This is a genomic window from Pseudomonas sp. HD57-3 (genome assembly GCF_056113135.1).
The window spans coordinates 5,332,072-5,349,511 of record NZ_CM148568.1 but is presented as its reverse complement, the minus strand read 5'-3'; the positions used below and the strand labels follow the sequence as shown (position 1 = coordinate 5,349,511).

General features: G+C 57.8%; 12 protein-coding genes. 8 read left to right on the top strand and 4 right to left on the bottom strand.

Translation table 11 applies throughout. The features are described 5' to 3' along the window. Positions 1-120: 120 nt before the first annotated feature. Positions 121-1,644: a fumarate hydratase gene (locus AC0R79_RS24205; protein WP_007960181.1), complete on the bottom strand. Its 1,524-nt coding sequence runs from the start codon at positions 1,642-1,644 to the stop codon at positions 121-123. Between the two features lie 311 nt (positions 1,645-1,955). Here AC0R79_RS24205 and AC0R79_RS24200 point away from each other — a divergent pair, with 311 nt between their 5' ends. The 3 genes from AC0R79_RS24200 to AC0R79_RS24190 are packed head-to-tail and all read left to right on the top strand — an operon-like array spanning position 1,956 to position 4,769. Further along, complete coding sequence (locus tag AC0R79_RS24200) at positions 1,956-3,062, top strand: GGDEF domain-containing protein (RefSeq protein ID WP_085606669.1); 1,107 nt, start codon at positions 1,956-1,958, stop codon at positions 3,060-3,062. Beyond that, positions 3,055-3,990 (top strand): iron-sulfur-binding ferredoxin reductase, encoded by a 936-nt coding sequence (locus tag AC0R79_RS24195; RefSeq protein WP_474731907.1) that lies wholly within the window; start codon positions 3,055-3,057, stop codon positions 3,988-3,990. Before AC0R79_RS24200 ends, AC0R79_RS24195 begins: the two co-directional genes overlap by 8 nt. A 29-nt stretch (positions 3,991-4,019) precedes the next feature. Beyond that, entirely contained in the window at positions 4,020-4,769 is a 750-nt protein-coding gene (locus AC0R79_RS24190; RefSeq protein ID WP_474731905.1) for an enoyl-CoA hydratase-related protein, read from the top strand. A gap of 76 nt (positions 4,770-4,845) precedes the next feature. On the opposite strand, the gene AC0R79_RS24185 is transcribed toward AC0R79_RS24190, so the two are convergent. Both AC0R79_RS24185 and pyk read right to left on the bottom strand, forming a co-directional pair. Beyond that, entirely contained in the window at positions 4,846-6,165 is a 1,320-nt protein-coding gene (locus tag AC0R79_RS24185; RefSeq protein WP_127799617.1) for an NHL repeat-containing protein, read from the bottom strand. Positions 6,166-6,377: 212 nt separating this feature from the next. After that, entirely contained in the window at positions 6,378-7,829 is a 1,452-nt protein-coding gene (gene pyk, locus AC0R79_RS24180; protein WP_007951250.1) for a pyruvate kinase, read from the bottom strand. Positions 7,830-8,001: 172 nt separating this feature from the next. Here pyk and AC0R79_RS24175 point away from each other — a divergent pair, with 172 nt between their 5' ends. Together AC0R79_RS24175 and AC0R79_RS24170 are read left to right on the top strand one after the other, a co-directional pair. Beyond that, complete coding sequence (locus tag AC0R79_RS24175) at positions 8,002-8,388, top strand: tetratricopeptide repeat protein (RefSeq protein WP_011335675.1); 387 nt, start codon at positions 8,002-8,004, stop codon at positions 8,386-8,388. Between the two features lie 218 nt (positions 8,389-8,606). Next, positions 8,607-8,966, top strand: a complete 360-nt coding sequence (locus AC0R79_RS24170) for a PilZ domain-containing protein (protein ID WP_007951248.1) — start codon at positions 8,607-8,609, stop codon at positions 8,964-8,966. Positions 8,967-9,012: 46 nt separating this feature from the next. Here the strand turns inward: AC0R79_RS24170 and AC0R79_RS24165 are convergent, their stop codons facing one another. Continuing rightward, complete coding sequence (locus tag AC0R79_RS24165; RefSeq protein ID WP_474731902.1) at positions 9,013-9,417, bottom strand: DUF6124 family protein; 405 nt, start codon at positions 9,415-9,417, stop codon at positions 9,013-9,015. Positions 9,418-9,947: 530 nt separating this feature from the next. Here AC0R79_RS24165 and AC0R79_RS24160 point away from each other — a divergent pair. The 3 genes from AC0R79_RS24160 (at position 9,948) to AC0R79_RS24150 (ending at position 17,431) form a co-directional block, all read left to right on the top strand. Next, on the top strand, positions 9,948-10,490 hold the full coding sequence (locus AC0R79_RS24160; protein WP_127799611.1) for a hypothetical protein: 543 nt from the start codon (positions 9,948-9,950) through the stop codon (positions 10,488-10,490). 129 nt (positions 10,491-10,619) lie between these two features. Beyond that, complete coding sequence (locus AC0R79_RS24155) at positions 10,620-13,673, top strand: hypothetical protein (protein WP_474731898.1); 3,054 nt, start codon at positions 10,620-10,622, stop codon at positions 13,671-13,673. Between the two features lie 119 nt (positions 13,674-13,792). After that, entirely contained in the window at positions 13,793-17,431 is a 3,639-nt protein-coding gene (locus AC0R79_RS24150; protein ID WP_474731897.1) for a Tc toxin subunit A, read from the top strand. The last annotated feature ends 9 nt before the right edge of the window (positions 17,432-17,440 follow it).

Below are 17,440 nucleotides of genomic sequence, written 5' to 3'. Positions count from 1 at the left end.
CCTTTGTTCCGACACCTGTCAGATCTGACAGGTGCCGGCGCCTGCACTTTTATGGCAGGCGAAAAAAAGGCCGGGCGGTCATTGCTGACCGCCCGGCCTTTTTGCTGGCAGATGAAGCGCTTACTGCACTTCTACCGCCAGGCTTTCGCTGATCTTCTGTTGCCAGATCGCAGGACCGGTGATGTGTACCGATTCACCTTTGCTGTCCACCGCAACGGTGACCGGCATGTCCTTGACCTCGAACTCGTAGATCGCTTCCATGCCCAGCTCGGCAAACGCCAGGACCTTGGACTTCTTGATCGCTTGCGCCACCAGGTAAGCGGCACCGCCGACGGCCATCAGGTACACGGCCTTGTTGTCCTTGATCGCGTCGATCGCGGTCGGGCCGCGCTCGGACTTGCCGATCATGCCCAACAGGCCGGTCTGCTCGAGGATCTGACGGGTGAACTTGTCCATCCGTGTGGCGGTGGTCGGGCCAGCCGGGCCAACCACTTCGTCACCGACCGGATCAACCGGGCCGACGTAGTAGATGAAGCGACCTTTCAGATCCACCGGCAGTGTTTCGCCCTTGTTCAGCATCTCGACCATGCGCTTGTGCGCAGCGTCGCGACCAGTGAGCATCTTGCCGTTGAGCAGGACGGTTTCGCCCGGCTTCCAGCTCTGCACGTCTTCCGGGGTCAGGGTGTCGAGGTTGACGCGACGGGCCGAAGGGCCGGCTTCCCAGACGATTTCCGGGTAGGCGTCCAGCGGTGGCGCTTCCAGCGAAGCCGGGCCGGAACCGTCGAGCACGAAGTGCGCGTGACGGGTGGCGGCGCAGTTCGGGATCATGCACACCGGCAAGGAGGCGGCGTGAGTCGGGTAGTCCATGATCTTCACGTCGAGCACGGTGGTCAGGCCACCGAGGCCTTGGGCGCCGATGCCCAGCTGGTTGACCTTCTCGAACAGCTCCAGACGCATTTCTTCGATGCGGTTCTGCGGGCCACGGGCCTTGAGCTCGTGAATGTCGATGGACTCCATCAACACTTCTTTTGCCATCACAGCGGCTTTCTCGGCGGTACCGCCGATGCCGATGCCCAGCATGCCCGGTGGGCACCAGCCGGCGCCCATGGTCGGAACGGTCTTGAGTACCCAGTCAACGATCGAGTCGGACGGGTTGAGCATGGCCATTTTCGACTTGTTCTCGGAGCCGCCGCCCTTGGCCGCTACGTCCACTTCCACGGTGTTACCCGGGACGATGGAGTAGTGGATGACCGCCGGGGTGTTGTCCTTGGTGTTTTTACGCGCACCGGCCGGGTCGGCCAGGATCGAAGCACGCAGGACGTTTTCCGGCAGGTTGTAGGCGCGGCGTACGCCTTCGTTGATCATGTCGTCCAGGCTCATGGTCGCGCCATCCCAACGCACGTCCATGCCCACACGCACGAACACGGTCACGATGCCGGTGTCCTGGCAGATCGGCCGGTGGCCGGTGGCGCACATGCGCGAGTTGATCAGGATCTGCGCCATCGAGTCACGGGCCGCTGGCGATTCTTCGCGCAGGTAGGCTTCGTGCATCGCCTGGATGAAATCCACGGGGTGGTAGTAGGAAATGAACTGCAGGGCGTCGGCAACGCTCTGAATCAGGTCGTCTTGCTTGATCACGGTCATGAGTCGCGCTCCTCTAAAAGACGGGAACATTCAATAAGGTGCCTGCGGCTTGGGTGCATCGGTCGGTCGCAGACACCTTTCAAGGCACGCCGGGGCTGCTGGCGCGACGCTAAAAAGGCGCGGCAGTATACCGCGCCTCGGTGGCGGGCACATCTGCCGGGAGTCATTCGTTGGTCGCATGGCTGCAGGTTTTTGACGCCAAATACCCGGCCCGAAAATCAATGGTCATTTATCGCCTGCGCCACTAAAGTGGCAGCCGGTCTGTAGAGTAGGACACTCGGTCAGCCTCTTATCGCACGGTGAGTCAACGATTGACCCATAACGCCATTCAACGTCTTTTGCTCAAACGCTTCGCCCTTGCTGCAGCCACCTATGGATTGGCTTTGCTGCTGCTGTGGCTGGCGTATTTCACCGGACACTACAACGACTCGCTGGCCGGCGTTGCCATCGGCAGCGCGCTGGTGGTGATCAGTCAGGCGGCCCTGTTCGCCGTGTTCTTTTCCGGCTGCAACCTGCGCTTCTCCGACCCGAGTCTGACCGAAGTCCAGGTGCTGCTGGGCCTTGGCTGGCAGACGTGGCTGATCGCCCATCTGGAAGAGGCGCGGGGCGAGTTTCTGGTTTTCTATGTGCTGGTGCTGCTGTTCGGCCTGTTCCATCTGTCACAGCGGGCGTTTGTGCGCTGCGCGATGCTGGTGTTTTTCAGTTTTTGCGCCATCACGCTGTGGGACGGTTACCACTTGCGGCTGCACGATCCGGCGCTGTCCGCGTTGCAGGCCTGCATCCTGTTGATCGTGCTGGCGTGGCTGGTGATTTACGCACGCTTCGTCCAGACCTCGCGCCAACGCATGCGCCAGCGGCGGTTCGCCTTGCAGGCGCATCAGGACACCCTGCGCGGGATGATGCGCCAGCTCGAAGACCTGGTGGCCACCGACGAACTGACCGGGCTGTTCAACCGCCGGCATTTCCTGCGCCTGGCCACCCGCGAGCTGAATGCGATGGAGGCCGACGTGGTGCACGGTCTGGCGCTGATCGACCTCGACCACTTCAAACGCATCAACGATATTCACGGCCACGCCGCCGGCGATCAGGTGCTGCAAGCGTTCGCCGGGGTCGCCGGTGCGTGCCTGCGCGACGGCGACGTGCTGGCGCGTTATGGTGGTGAAGAATTTGTGGTGCTGCTGCCCGATTGCAACGCCGAGCGCCTGACCGCCTGTTGCGAACGGCTGCGCATCGCCTTCACCGACGTTGAACTGGTGGGCCTGAACGTGAAAAACCTGAGCCTGTCCGCCGGCATGACCCTGCTGGAACTGGGCGATGATCTGGACGACGCCTTGCAGCGTGCCGATCAGGCGCTGTACCGGGCCAAGCGTGACGGGCGCAACCGCTGCGCAGCCGCGTGGGAGAACGTCGATGCCTGAACTGCGGGTCGGTGAACGACAGTGGTCGGTGGCAGCGGGCAGCAACCTGCTCGATGCCCTCCTTCAGAACGGTGTGGCGGTGCCTTACAGCTGTCGCGCCGGCAGTTGCCATGCGTGCCTGGTGCAATGCGTGCAGGGCTTGCCCGCCGACAGTCGCCCCGATGCCTTGAGCGCCGAGCAGCGTGATCAGGGCTGGCGGCTGGCCTGTCAGTGCCAGGTGATCGAAGACTTGCAGGTGCATACTTTCGACCCCGTCACCGATGGTCGCTCGGCCACGGTCGAAGCGCTGGACTGGCTCGGCGACAGCGTGTTGCGACTGCGCCTGACACCTCAGCGGCCGTTGCGCTACAGCGCCGGTCAGCATCTGGTGCTGTGGGCCGGCCACATTGCGCGGCCGTATTCGCTGGCGAGCCTGCCGGAAGAAGACCGCTTTCTTGAATTCCACCTCGATTGCCGCCAGCCCGGCGAATTCAGCGATGCTGCACGACGCTTGCAGATCGGCGACCCGATCCGCCTGGGTGAACTGCGCGGCGGCGCGCTGCATTACGACCCGGACTGGCACGACCGGCCGCTGTGGCTGCTCGCCGCCGGCACCGGGCTCGGCCCGTTGTTCGGCGTGTTGCGCGAAGCTTTGCGTCACGATCATCGGGGCGCCATTCGCGTCATTCATCTGGCCCATGATGCCGACGGGCATTACCTGGCCAAACCCCTTGAAGCATTGGCCGCGCAGCGGGAAAACCTCAGCGTGGAATTGTGGACGGCGGCCGAGTTGCCGGGCGCTTTGGCGCAACTGCGCCTTGTCTCCCGACAAACCCTGGCCTTAGTCTGCGGCTCGACTGCCAGCGTCGACGCGTTTGCCAAGCGTCTGTTCCTGGCCGGACTGCCGCGCAATCAACTGCTGGCCGATGTCTTCCTGAGCCGTGGTTGAGCGCTGAATTCTCAGACGCGAGACACACCATGCCCGAAGCCATCCTGCTGCACCGCGAACGCGGTTTGCTGACCCTGCGCCTCAACCGCCCGGACAAGAAAAACGCCCTGACCCGCGCCATGTACAGCCAATTGGCGGAGGCGCTCAAGCAGGCGAATCACGACCCCGAAATCAACGCCGTGCTGATCACCGGCAGCGCCGAGTGCTTTACCGCCGGCAACGACATCGCCGACTTCATCCAGCAACCGCCGAGCGACCTCGACAGCCCGGTGTTTCACTTCATGCTCGAACTGCTCGAATGCCGCAAACCGGTGATCGCCGCCGTGGCCGGGGCGGCGGTGGGGATTGGCACGACATTGTTGCTGCATTGCGATCTGGTGTACGTGGCGCGGGATGCGCGGTTGCGCATGCCGTTCGTCAATCTCGGGTTGTGCCCGGAGTTCGGTTCCAGCCTGATCCTGCCGCGTTTGTTGGGGCAGGCCAAAGCGTCGGAGTTGTTGCTGCTGGGTGAGGGTTTTACCGGTGAGCAGGCGGCGGCTTGGGGAATCGCGACCGAGTCCTTAAGCAGTGGCGAAGCCGCGTTGGCCAAGGCGCGGGAGATGGCGCTGCGGTTTGACGAGCTGCCGGCTGAAGCGGTGCGGATCAGCAAGCAGTTGATGCGGGCGCCGGATCGGGAGTTGATTCGTAAGGTGATCGAGGAGGAGGGCGCGTTGTTTACCCAGCGGCTGAGGTCGCCGGAGGCGTTGGCGGCGTTGACCGGGTTTATCAAGCGACACTGAGATTGCACAAACGAAAAAAGTCCCGGTACTCACATACCGGGACTTTGATGACTCAGACTTCTGTGTGTTGCCATTCTCAATCGAGCAGGCCTCGTGCAATGCTAAATTGCTCTCCCTTAGGGGTGGCGAAAACGGCGTAAAACAGAACGCTCCTGTCTTCGAAGGTGACCGGCCGACTGTAATTTGTCCTGGTCCCGGCGAAGTGAAGAAATCCGGCACCCTCACCGAAGGAGGTGTCGAGTTCTCCTTCATTCAAAACACGTGCGATGACAAAGTTGCCGCCGACGCCTCCACCGGTAATAAGCACGTGGCCATCAGCTTGCGCTTTACCCGAAGTCCATATAGTGGGTTGGTTTTCAAGTATGGACAGAAGCGGTTTACCGCCGTTGAATTGTATGTTCGCTGAACCATCCCGTTCGCGACTGATCAACAGGCCCGCCGTTGCCGCAGCGGTCGTATGGCCAACTCCCAAAATGCGTTTGTTAGGTTGGTTAATCAGTTGATACGAATGAAACTCTGTGTCGGGAAGTTGGCCAATCGTCAGATATCCCTTTTTATTGAAAGATTGATCAAATTGTCCGTTGCTATCCAACTGAACGAACAACGCCTCTCCGGGTTTTTCTGAATAATACACAGATCCTGCAGCAACATACTTGTCATCGTCGGTGACCGTGATCGCTCTCAGTTGTGTTTCATTGGCTTCCTCAAGGAAGAGGAAGGTATATCCATCTTTATTGAAAGTTCGATCGAGGGAGCCGTCTGGATTGACTCTTATAATATAGCTGCCGGTTCTGAAATCCCACGATGGTCGACCATCTCGCACCAGTACCACCTTGTTGTCCGGCAACGAAATTGCCCTCGTTCCATGTCCGTTGCCTGCGTCCCCAGAAGTCGATTGAGAAGGTTCGTCTGCTTTCCTTTCACGCGTGGGCAGATCAATCACTGTCACACCGTCTGTTCCGTAGCTACGGTCCACGCTGCCATTACTTTCCAGTCTGGTCAGAGCACTCTTGGAGTGGGATCCAGTGATGCTCGTCCCCACTAACACGATTTTCCGAACGCCATCTACGTTTTGAATGAGGATGTGTTCTGCTTCGGATTGGGTCGAACTGCTTCCTGGTAGGTCAAAAGTGCCTCTGGCATATCCATTTTCTCCAAAGGCCGTGTCCAGGACACCCCTTTCGGACAGGTGAATGCAAAAATACTCCGATCGTCCTCGAGCGTCGAGTACATAGCCTGCGCAATAAATAGTCTTGTCTTCATCACACGTTAGCGCTTTGACGATGACAATCTGATCTTCAGGATCAGGAGAAACGGGGGTGAAGCGGCCGTCAGTGCCAAAGGTTGGGTCAATCCGACCCACACCGACAGGTGATTGATTGTTCTTGGTATTCATTTTCGCTTGCCTTTTTATCTGGTGATTGTTGGGGGAACAGTGAAAAACCAGAAAAGCAGCTTTTGATTGGCTGGGCTACTGTCGGTTCTGACAGTAGCGATGAGCGGGGAAATGTGGATCTCGCAGCCAGGGAAATTGGCGAGTCACTTGCCTTATTTCGGACATAAAAAAACCTGCCGTTACTAGCGGCAGGTTTTTACACTACGAGTCACTCAGACCTGCGGGTCGCCCACGTGCAGGATCTTCATGCCGTTGGTGCCGCCGGTGGTGTGGTAGCTGTCGCCCTTGGTCAGGATGACCCAGTCGCCTTTCTCCACCACGCCGCGCTTGACCAGCTCGTCGATGGCTTTCTGGCTGACTTCGTTCGGAGCCAGCGAAGCCGGGTCGAACGGTACGGTGTACACGCCACGGAACATCGCTGCGCGGGCCTGGGCTTCGCGGTGCGGGGTGAAGCAGTAGATCGGCACCGACGAACGGATACGCGACATGATCAGCGGGGTGTAGCCGCTTTCGGTCAGCGCGATGATCGCCTTGACGCCCGGGAAGTGGTTGGCGGTGTACATAGTCGCCAGCGCGATGCTTTCGTCGCAGCGCTCGAATTCCTTGCCGATACGGTGGCTGGAAGTCTTGCTGGTCGGGTGCTTTTCAGCGCCGACGCAGATGCGCGCCATTGCCTGCACGGCTTCCAGCGGATAAGCGCCGGCAGCGGATTCGGCAGACAGCATCACGGCGTCGGTGTAGTCGAGCACGGCGTTGGCCACGTCGGACACTTCGGCGCGAGTCGGCATCGGGTTCTGGATCATCGACTCCATCATCTGGGTCGCCACGATCACCGCCTTGTTGTGGCGGCGTGCGTGCAGAATGATTTTCTTCTGGATGCCCACCAGTTCAGCGTCGCCGATTTCCACACCCAGGTCGCCGCGGGCAACCATCACAGCGTCGGAAGCCTTGATCAGACCGTCGAGGGTTTCGTCGTCGGCCACGGCTTCGGCGCGTTCGATCTTCGCCACCAGCCAGGCGGTGCCGCCGGCTTCGTCGCGCAGTTGACGGGCGTAGTTCATGTCGGCGGCGTCACGCGGGAAGGACACGGCGAGGTAGTCGACTTCCATTTCAGCGGCGAGCTTGATGTCGGCCTTGTCTTTTTCAGTCAGGGCCGGCGCGGTCAGGCCGCCACCGCGACGGTTGATGCCTTTGTGGTCGGACAGCGGACCGCCGATGGTCACGACGCAGTTCAGCTCGGTCGCGGTGGCGGTTTCAACGCGCATCACCACGCGGCCGTCGTCGAGCAGCAGCTCGTCGCCCACGCCGCAGTCCTTGACCAGGTCCGGGTAGTCGATGCCGACAACCTGCTGGTTGCCTTCGGTCAGCGGATGGCTGGTGGAGAAGGTGAACTGGTCACCGATCTTCAGCTCGATGCGCTTGTTGGCGAATTTGGCGATACGGATTTTCGGGCCTTGCAGGTCACCCAGCAGGGCGACAAAGCGGCCGTGCTTGGCAGCGAGGTCACGCACCAGCTTCGCGCGAGCCTTGTGCTCGTCGGGGGTGCCGTGGGAGAAGTTCAGACGGGCGACGTCCAGGCCAGCCAGAATCAGCTGTTCGAGAACTTCCGGCGAGTTACTGGCCGGGCCAAGGGTAGCGACGATTTTGGTACGACGGACGGACATGCAAAGACTCCTCAGGTTCAAGCGCTCGCAGAGGCTACTACGCTCTTTGGGTGTAGTCATTGTTCGTTTGCACTACTTATTGTTTTCTTTATTGAACGCGACAATCGGAACAAAGGGCTCTGAAGATTTCTCGCCAGAGGTCGATAATGATCACAAGACAGGAGAATACCCCATGCGATTCGTGCCCATTGCCGCCCTTGCCCTCAGCGTCCTCGCCGCTTCGGGCTGCACCCGTTGGTCGATGAACCATCATTTGAACAACGCCTACAGCGCCTACGACCGGGGCAACTGCGAGCAGGTGATGCTCGAACTGTCCAAGGTCGAACGCGCCAGCCGTGCACGCCCTTATGTGTGGCCGGAAGTGTCGATGATGCGCGGCCAGTGCCTCGAACGGCAGAAAATGTTCGTCGATGCGGCGCAGACCTATCAGTTCATCATCGCCTCGTACCCCAACAGCGAATACGCCTACCGCGCCCGAGCGCGTCTGGAAACCCTGCAGAGCCTGGGTCACTACCCGACTCGCAGCGCTGCCGCCGTGGTACGTCCAACCCGCTTCTGATGGCGGTTGTCATACAAAAGCTGGCTGCTTGTATAGGGTGAGCTATAGTCGAATGACACCGGTGCAGATCGAATTCAGTACCGGCGCAACACCTGCGACTGGCATGAGATGCACGTGGCAAGCGCCACACCGGGAGCGGGGAGAGCGAACCTGACGCACAGGTCCGTTCCGAAGCGAGAGTGCGGCTCTGTGATGGAGCCTTGCATGGCGAATTGCGTATGTTTACCGACCGTCGAATCGAACGGCATCAGCTGCCGTATTTTCTGCGAGTATTCAACAGCGTCACCGACAAACCCATCGGCTTTCTGGGCAACGTGTCCGAAGACGGTTTGATGCTCATCAGCCAGTTGCCGATGATGATCGGTGCCGAATTCAACCTGCGCCTGAAAATCCCCTTGGGTGAGGGCTGTCAGCAGGTCATCGACCTCACCGCGTGCTGCCTGTGGTGCCACGAAGACGCGACCCCCCGACACTACGACGCCGGCTTCAGCCTGTACCGGACGCCGCCCGAGTATGGGCAACTGGTCGAGGCGTTGAAGCAGTACTTCAGTTTTCAGCCGTTGCCGGCCTCGGCCTGAAAACAAAAAAGGGCCACAACCTGATGAAGGTTGTGGCCCTTTTTTCTTACGCGGTTATCGCAATCGCCCGCTCGTTATCCAGCGTCTTCTCCACCAGCAACAACCCCAACTCACTCAACTGATAGATCGCCATCGCCAGATGCCGCGGCTTGTCGTCCAGGCTGTCGGCCAGGTCGAGCAGCAGGATGCTGACCGAAGAAAAGGTCTCGTAGGTCTGGATGGCGATCGCCTCGGGGTTGATTTCAGGATCGACTTTGAACATCTGCATGCCGCGATCCACGGAGTTGCGCGGTTTGTCTTTTGGGGGATTGAGGTAGAAATCCAGGGCCCGGTGGGCTGCGTCGTGGAGTTTTTTTGAATCGATGGAGGCGTAGGGGGAGACGGGATCGGGTTGGTCGGTCGGATTCGTTGGATCGGTATCGAGTGGCGGATTTGGAGTTGCTTTGAACATAAACGTAAATCCTCTAGTGGGCCTGCCACCACCTCGCGACTAAACGAGGGGTGGCGGCTGAACGCAGGTTAGTCGACCGGGAGGAATTACGAAAAACCGGCGCGCCCGAGGGCGCCCTGCGTACAGCCACCATCGAGTGCGGGGATAGGGAGTACCCGACTTGATGACGCTTATACACCTTTCGTAATACCTGCCCGAGCGACTAAACCCGGCCGCTGATTGCAGCGACGGGGATCAAGTTACGGGGCAACGCCAAGGCGCACAAGCCGGCGGATTCTGAGTGATTTGTAGGCAATGGCACAAGGCGTCGTAGCCCGTTGTTACGACTTGCAGGACGCTGCCGGAGCGGGTTGTGGGAAAGGTTACCGTTTGTCGGGACTGTCAGATTTTACAGGTAGGCAAGTCCGCTATTGGGGGGTTTACTGTTTTAGAGGCGAGGTTACTTTTTCTCATTCGGTGTTTTTAGTTTGAAGTTCGAAAGGGCGTCAATTTGGTTTGTTGTCTATGAATAACTCTGGAGTGATCAGACTATGAATAATAATTTGGCTGATAAAGGCGATTTCAGTAATGAGGTGCTTGACCCGACAACTCAGGCGGAGCGGGACCAGTTTCGGACTCAGTGGTTACAGGATGTGCTGAATTCGGACCCGAACAAAGTATATGTTGACGATGAAGTGGCTATTCCCGAAGCGGGAAGGGCAGTTACCAAAACCCTTGTCGGAAACAAGGGGAACTTCAGAGGGCATTTGACTTACACGATTGAGAAAATAGGTGGGCAAGTAAAGTTCAATACTGTTCAGTATAAGATTGAGAGGTTTAATAATCAGGGCGGTGGTAACAAGGCAAATATGAATACGGCCCTCGCTACGTTTCTCAATCCTCAATTTGTGACATTCGCATCACCGGATGCCCTATGGCAGGATGGCGAATGGCATAGCTGGAGTGTCCAGCATTTTGTTCCTATTACGGGTGGGTCAACTGTTTTTAACATTCGCACAATTATGATTTTCGATATTGGTGGAAACGATCCGAAAGCAGATGTTGAGCAAAGTACTATGCTTAATGATTTTTGATTTGACCTCCGTCGGGTAGAGAGCGCTGAAGTTTGTATGTGATGTCGATGGCTCAGCTTCTAGAGCCACTGCATTTCATGCTCGCGCTGTTGTGTTATGAAATCCATAGTGCGCGGAAGAGGGAATAACATGGCGACTGAAATTGAAGAGGCTGGGTCTGCGGTCATAACATTTCCCGTCAATGGTGCTTCAGTCAGAAACAGCTCAATACCCGTCTCGGGAACGGTCCCGGTCACAACGCTGCCACTCGTATTACGCATGTACCAGGTTTCAAACCCGACGCCAGTAGCACAGGAAAACGTACCGCTTCCCAGTACTCACTGGAGTACCCAATTGCACGGTGTATTCGCCCCGGGGTCGTATTATATTGTTGCGACTCAAACCGGGGATACTGCAGTCAATGTGACCTTGCGCGTTCCTCCTGTAATCATTTCGTCACCGACTTCCGGCGCACAACTTCCAGACAAGCAATTCCCCGTTACCGGCACTGGTGGGGAATACAACATAGGCACGGTCGTGTTGTATAACGCCAGCAACAACAATCGCTTGGGTGAAGCCGTAATTGAACCAACCGGTACCTGGACGGCGACGCTGATGATGGCGGGAAATAGTCTTGGATTTTATGCCAGGCAAACGATCGGTGCTTTCTCTTCGGCCAACTCCGCTACCGTTAATGTCACATACAAGGTGGCCCCAGTGGTCATCACATCGCCTGTAAACAATGATGTCGTCACCACGCCAAGACCAACCGTCTCCGGAGATGGTGAAACGAATGCAAGTATAACGGTGCACCTGGCCGGTAATCCTGCCGATGTTTATGGCTCCGGGACGGTTGTCGGTGGTAAGTGGAAGATACCGCTCGCCAAGTCGTTGCCCCTCGGCTCCATTACATTACAAGCAACGCAGGATTATAACGGGGATAAAGCTTCGTCCAATCAGGTGCGCATTACGGTAGAAGTAGAAACACAGAAACCTGTCATCACCTGCCCCGACGCCCTCTCAAGGCAGAAAACCACATTTCGAGTTGGCGGCACTGGTGGGGTTGACGGAGCCCTCATGGAGATCGTGCGTGATCTAGACCATTCAAAAAAAGTCGGAGAGGCTACAGTCACTGACGATTTCTGGTCTGTGGAGGTGACCGACGAGCCAGGTCGGATCGGGCTGGTTGCGCGGCAGACAGTGCCATCACGCCCGCCAGTGTACAGCCTGCTGGCCCGAGCGTTCGACATCATTCCTCCCGCAATCACAGGCGTTGTTGTCACCAACCCAAGTGTAGGCATCGTGCAATTTTCAGGACACGGCCTTGACGGTGCCACGGTATTTTTCAAAAAGATCAGCGGTCCGGATGGAGATGCGCCAAATGAGGCTGTAGTCAGCAACGGCACGTGGCAAACCGCCGTAACAGGCTGGGTATATGGTCAGCACGAACTGGAAGTCATTCAGACAATTTCCAACAATGCAGGTGGCAGGATCGAGTCGGAGCCATTTCCGCTCAAGGTTACTTACTCGTTTCCACCTCCGTCCAACGTGAAGTCTGATGCGCAATACCAACCGACCATTTCAGGCGATGGGCTTATTGGCGCAAAGGTGTCGGTTCTGGACTCCGACCAGCTCACGAAAATCGCTCCGGATGCAGCGGTAGGGAACGATAACCGATGGTTGACCACAGCCTATGTGTCATGGGGGGCGACATGGGACCGGTCCATATACGCCCACCAATACCTCGGTAGTGAGAAATCTGCTTCCGTCGAACACAAAGTCCGCATTCCACCGATTATGCCTGGTATTGACAGCGTTTCACCGGACGGCTTGTCGCCTACGTTCACCGGCACCTGCGAGCTGAATGCCCGCGTCAATCTGGTGTTCAGTGGCAGTGATACTTCATTTCCTGCACTGGTGTCCGACAGGAAATGGTCGTTTCAGCGAACGCAGCCATTCACCCCGGATACCGAGCACACCATCACAGCAATCCAAATTGCCGCTCAGCAGCTTTCCCCTGCCGCCGTTCGATCGTTCCAGCTAAACAGGCCGATGGAGCCGGTGGTTATTACCGATCCCGCCCAGAATTCCGAGATTGGTCATGGTGAGGTGACCTTCAAAGGAACGGGGGGTATGAAAGGTGCCACAGTGTCTGTATGGGACTACGTGAACGGTGGCACTTTGGGTTCCGTTACACTGGAAGCCGACGGTTGGTGGGAAATTGTTGTGCAAATGACGTTTGGTCGTTGGGTGGTTCGGGCAAAACAGGTCATCGATGGCCGGGACTCGCCGCACTCTGATTCGCGCGTATTCGATGTGGTGCTGTTACAACCTGAGATCGGTATACCGAAGGAGGCCGACACTCGGACACGAACCTCGATGATCGAGGGCAGGGGCGAACCGCGTGGGTATGTCAATGTTTTTCTGGACAAATCGGAAGAGCCTTTTCTCGAAATGGTACCCATTGGAGACAGCGGCCAATGGGGCGCCGAAGCCATCATGACCGTAGGCTATAAAACCATCAAAGCCAGACAATACTTCCAGAATCAGATTTCGAAAGACACAAAGCTGCGCACATACGTAGTTGTACCGCATTCGGGGGTTATGGAAACGCCTGCTGCGTATGACCACGTTGGCAAAAAAGAGACGGTCTCGGGCTTCGGCGTGCCGGGTGACAGGGTCAAGGTAAAACTCGGCCCTGGCACAGGCCCGGCGTTGGGTGAAGCCCTCGTGGGTGAAGACCGCACATGGTCTGTGCAAGTGGAAATCCCTCACGCGGGGCCGGACGTCTCATTGGTGGTCACCTCCTCGGAGGGGGCTTTCGAGTCCGCTGCATCTGCGCCCCGCCCGGTGCTGGCCGGTATCTTTGAGCCCTCCATCGAGATACCTGCCGAGGGACGGCCTGTTTCCAATCCGGTGCATTTCGCAGGCACGGGCCAGGACGGTGAAGCTCAGATCTGCAGCTGGTTCAACCCGGATGTCATCCAGGCATCGGGTTTGCCCGTAACCACTGCGGCAGGCTGGGAAGGCGCGGCAAGGATTGCTCTTTCGCCGGACGGGAACTGGAGCGTGATTCAGCAAACCCTTACCGCGGATCAGGACGGTGCGACCGTTTCCGATAAAGTCACGAGCCGTCGATTCGAAGTTGGCCCCGTGCCTTCAGAACGCAAATCATCGGATATTCCCGATAAACGGTCGCCCTGACTGTCATTTCTGACAGTAGACGACCCGTGCATTCCAGCGCCAAATCTAACCATTGCAAACGAATGGTCCGACAACTGTGTCGGGCCATTCAGGGCCGCTTTCGTCTCAGGAAATACGCCATGGCCAAGACCCGCTTACGTCCAGCCGCAGAACTCTACGAGCGACTGTTTGCAACGCGCACGCGCCGCAAGAAATACCCGGCCTTGCATACCTATCTGACGCAGGGTGGTTCGATTTTTCCTTTGGTGGAAAAAGGTGTCGACAGCTTGGTGAAAGACTATCGGATGAGCCGCGAGGACGCGCAGGCTTTCTTGCGTCAGGCCAGCAGTATGGCGATTTACATTCGGCGCCGGTTCATCGAGCACACATTGACGTTTACCGAGCAGCAGACGCCCGGCAAAGCACTGAAAAAACCTGCATCGAGCGCGTTGAGTTCGCTGGTTGAAGGGCCCACGTTCGAAAAGTTGTTCAAGCCAAACTTTATCGGGTCTTGTCCGCCGAATGCGCTGGAGAGTCTGTGGGGACCTGTAGCTTATCTGGTGGAGTTGTTCCAGTGGATCAGCAAGCGTATAGAGCCCATTGGCGACATTGAGGATAAGTACAAGCTGCACGTACGGCGCAGCGACTTGAATGAGCTGGTGGTCGACGCCAATGCGGTTTTCCAGCCGGTATCTGCCGTAGAAATCATCAACAATGCGCTGGAAGCGTTCATCAAAAAACACGGGACGCTGACAGACCTGGTGGAAGCCTTGCTGACGGCGCGCTACCCCAATGACCTGCCCTGGTTTCAGCATTGGAGCACCCTTGATGGGGTCGCAGAGCATCTGGGCATGTCGGTAGGCAACTTTGTGTTCACGGTCGATTTGCTGTCTCCCTACTTTTTGCAATCAGAGGCCTGGGGAGCGGACGCCGACCGCGCCTTGGCCCACTCTTCACGTCTGGGGCCGTACCAGAGAACCTTGTTGACCGAGGCTCGGGTGGCCCATGCAGTCCGCAAAGCCTTCTTTGACGAAAACTACGGTTGCGAAGGCGACGAAGGTTATAAAACTCTCAATCAATTGCCGACGTTCGGCATGCAGACCGGCCTGGACCCCGCCGGTATCGAGGCGCTGTTATCGATTAAAGCTTCCGCACCGCGGCGTTCCGTGAATGTGAAGTTCGCTGATAACCCGCCAGTAGGTCCGGAAAGCCATCTTTTTGGATCGGTTTACATCAATGCTGGAGCGAGTCCTCCGGTGGGTATTGCCGAGGAGAGCGATGGTCTGCAAACACTGACGATCGTGCCCGAGTCGCCAGCAACCGACAAGGACCTTGAACGCTTCGACCGACTGAACCGCAAGATACGTCTGAACAAATGGTTCGGCCTGCGCAGTTTTGAGGTGGACTCATTACTGGTCGCCGCGATTCGCGCAGAGGAGCAGGGCGGGCTAGCCCCAGGCCAGTGGTGGATCACTGACAACGTGGTGCATGCGCTGGGACTGTTCCAGCTATTGCGTGAGAACTATGGCTGCAAGCCGATGGATTTTGTCGCTTTTCTCCACGAAATGTCGGTATACGGCGTCGAAAACGAGCTCTCGCTGTTTGATCGGGTTTTCAATGCCGACGGCGACTATCGTCGGGCCTTGGTGCTCGACGGTGCAAGCTTTCCCGCGATTCCCGCAGTGGGAAGCAACGATCTGACCGTCAACCAGTTGTGCAATGGTCTGCAGATCGATCCGCTGACCTATGGTTACCTGGCCCTCGCAATCGCCAAAGCTCAAGGACTTGGCGACAACCTGGAGCGCACGCCGGCGGTGGTTTCAGCCTTTTACCGATTAGTGAAGCTGGCGCGCTTGATGAGCCTCACACCGATCGAACTTGTGCTGATGCTGACCTTGTTCGCAGACGACGATAAATGGCTCAACGGGCTGGCGGGAGTGCCTCAAATCCACGGCCAATCGAGCGAAACGCGGGATGTATTGAACATCATCTATGCCGTGCATGAATGCGTTCGCTGGTGCAAGGATCGGCAGTTGCCGGTGCTGACAATGCTGCAGATGGTGGCGCAGCCGCAGGTGAGCGGCGCTGCCTCGGAGGCGCAACGGCAAATGTTCGACAAAGTGATCAGTCTGCTGCCGGCGGCTCGCTTGACCAATGCCGGATTACTGATGGCCGATGTGCCGCCAACTCCAGCAGGCAACTGGCTCCATTTTATGAAGTCGGTGGCTGATCCCTCTGGTTTGGTCCGCCCGCTCGGCTACAGCGAAGCGCAATACCTGTGGGAAGCACGCGTGAGGCTCAACCAGGCAGTCCTGGATGGGCTCCCGGCGATGGCCGCCGAAGTGCGAGCCCCCATAGTCGAAAAAATGCTCGGTGTTTTGCTGCAAGCCAGGGAGGCACAGGCCTCGGTGGCCAAGGAGGCATTGGCAGTATTCACCAGTCTGGACTCCGAGCGCGCGATGGGCGTTCTTGCCTGGGCCAACACGACGGTCTTTCTGATCTTGCGCGAAATCACCGCCCATGTTGGTGCGAGTGTGCAGGACGGTCCACGCCCGCGCGCTGTCGACAATCCCCTGCTCAGCAGGTTGGCCAATGTGCAACGCCTTGGCGAGGTCGTGACACAACTGCACCTGAGTGCTGCAGTGATGCGCGATTATCTGGATTACGGTTACAGGGCCTGGCTTGGCCAGGCGGACAAGTACCAGTTCTCGATGAGTACGCTGTATGACCTGACGGTGCTCGGCCGGGCGTTCGAGATGAGCGATCAGCCGGAGGAAAAGTTGCTGCACTACCTGCGTACCGTCGACCAGCTGCCAGGCAATATCGCAGGCGATTCGTTGTGGCTGGCCCAAGAGGCAGGCTACATCCTGCTGGCGGGGTTTTTCCAGTGGAGCGTTACGCAGGTGCGCGAGTGTGTCCATCACATCGATCCGTCCGACACGAAGATCTTGAAAACCCTGCGTCAACTGGATCTGTTGATGCGTATTCGCACACTGGCGGAGCAAAGCGGCATGGATGCCCAGACGATTTTACGGCTGGGCAGGTTGCCTGCAAGCATTGACAAGGCAGCCTACGCTGAAGCCGCCGAGCGCGCGTTGCTGAGCCAGTCCGAAACGCTCGTACTGGATCGGCAGCCTCCCGGCGAAGTAGAGCAACTGATTGTTCGCACATGCACCGTGGACAACAGTACCGTCGTGGCAAACAAGAAAGACGCGAAATCCATTTACACGGTGACGCTCAAGAATTCCGAAGGATCGCCGTTGAAAGGTGTCCGGGTTTTCTGGCAAGCCATTCTCGGTACCATCCAGACCTTGAGCACCGATGATAACGGCGTGCTCAAAGCCGAGTTCATTCCAGGCAGCGTGCTGGGCAGCGAAACGCCGACCTATTGGCTGGATCTGTTCCAACCGCTTGATGCGTCTGAAATTCATGTTGTTCCTGACCCGAAATCGCTGTTTTTCTCTGGCCCCTTCTCGTCGCCGATACCGTTGGAGGCTGTACGCGCGGGCGCAGAAGTGCAGTTGTTCGCCACGCTGAAGGACGAATTCAAAAACCTCGGGCCAGACCAACTCGTCAATTGGTTCTCCGAACCTGCCGAAGGGGATGAGTCAAAGCCGATCATTATCCGGCCAGCCTCAGACGTCTCTACCGATCAGTCAGGCCTGACAACAGTATTTGTCCACGCCCCTGAAGGCGGTACGTTCACGTTTGAAGTGCGCAGCCAGTCCAGTGATAAAAACCTTTTTTTCGGACCCATCACGTTCTTGCCACCGGGGTGAGCCTGATCG